The organism is Cupriavidus sp. YAF13 (assembly GCF_052113425.1).
In the GTDB taxonomy this organism is placed as follows: Bacteria; Pseudomonadota; Gammaproteobacteria; order Burkholderiales; family Burkholderiaceae; genus Cupriavidus.
On record NZ_JBFRDD010000134.1, the window covers coordinates 1 to 1725 of the forward strand.

2 protein-coding genes are annotated in these 1725 nt (G+C 31.9%); both read left to right on the forward strand.

Annotation, left to right across the window (positions count from 1 at the left end):
- Positions 1-394: 394 nt before the first annotated feature.
- Entirely contained in the window at positions 395-1048 is a 654-nt protein-coding gene (locus AB4061_RS40455; protein WP_441641642.1) for a glycosyltransferase, read from the forward strand.
- 152 nt (positions 1049-1200) lie between these two features.
- The coding region (locus AB4061_RS40460) for a glycosyltransferase (RefSeq protein ID WP_441641641.1) at positions 1201-1725 on the forward strand (525 nt) is incomplete at its 3' end.

The window sequence follows — 1725 nt, forward strand, 5'->3', positions numbered from 1 at the left end:
GTGCTGGAGTGCTGGATTAGGACACTTAACCAGGTGTTTGGCAATAGCTAAAAGGTTAAAGAGGTTAGATCCAAATAGAGAAATTATATTCTTTTCTACTAGTGCTGCTATGAATCTTATTTTACAGGAAGGCTTTTTAGGATATCATATTCCCTCCCAAATGGTTTGTCGAAAATATGTAAACTCCAAAGAGTGGCATTCAATGTTCCAAGAACATCTCCGTAGGATTATAAAGGTCCATCAGCCTAATTTACTTTTCTTCGATGGGGTATATCCGTATGCAGGATTAATAACTTCAATGCGTGAAACGAAAGGCATGAAAAAAGTATGGATGAGAAGGGGACTAGGAAAGAAAGTCCGTCCTGAAGTAGATAAGAAAGAAAAAGAATTTGATATGATAATTGTTCCCAAAGAACTATTTATACCTCAAGAAGAACAGAAAACAGGTAAAYATTATTACAGCGACCCAATAATTTATTTRGAGAAAAGTGAATTATTAAATAGAGAGAGTCTAAGAAAAAAATGGAAGGTTCCRGAAAATCATAAACTTGTCTTCGTAAGCCTCGGAGCAGGYAATATTAATGATATCAATCCTACTATYTCSAACATCCTTACCGCATTAAGGAAAAGAAAAGATATCTYTATTGTAATAAGTGAATCAATTATAGGRAAAAAACTACAAATCCCYGAACAAGAAAATTTGATAATTATACGRGATTATCCYAYYTCATCCTATTATAACGCTTTTGACTTGGCRATAACYGCCAGTGGTTATAACTCATTCCACGAATTATTATTCTTTAATGTACCYGCCATAATTATYCCGAATCAAATGACAAAAACTGATGATCARGTRGCTCGAGCATTAAGTGCCGAAAARGCAGGYGCRGCAATAGTAATAAAAAACGAAAGTATACTCGAGATAGAAARAGCTATTAACATGGYACTAGMACCACAAAGGCAGCTTCTTATGAAAAGTACCACTCAAAAGTTAATGTATAAGAATGGTGCAGATGATGTTGCTAACCTATTAAAGATCTTTTTTTAAAACATTTACTAGAACCGTATTTAATAAAGAACATCAAAATGGGATTATAAAATGTAACCCTAATTAATCATTAGAAAAAATGAAACTTCAAAAAGAGCTATTYGTTATTTGCTATAAAAATARAATWYRAATTAAKAAAGGRGGAAAACAAAATGAAAAAAAAGATTATTGTAGAAATCCAYTTTAATGCYTTTGGTTTTACACCTGAYAGATTTGAAAAAAAGTGGATTGACCACAGAATGGMCTTGTTTATGAAATATGCTGTCAGTAGCTTAAAAAAGCAAACAAATCAAAATTTCTTAACCCTAGTGCGMTATGAAGACAGTACAGAAAAGCTKRTAAAAGAAGCTCTTGCACAATACAAAGAACTTCCAARCAATATTAAGTTTGTAAACAAAGCTGAACATATGAATGGACTAAAAGAAAGCTGTCAATCTAACGATTATATTTATATTGTTAGGCTTGATTCTGATGACCTGTATCAYAAAACATATATTCAACAATTACATGATTATAAACCTAAGAAAGATACTGAAGTAYTAATTAAYCAGAATGGTTATCTATATGACTCAGTAACTGGTAGGATTGGTCATTACTATCATTTCTCCCCGCAATTTTACGTTTATATATATAAATCGGATGAATATTTAGAAGGTAAAAGATATAGACCAGGTGGC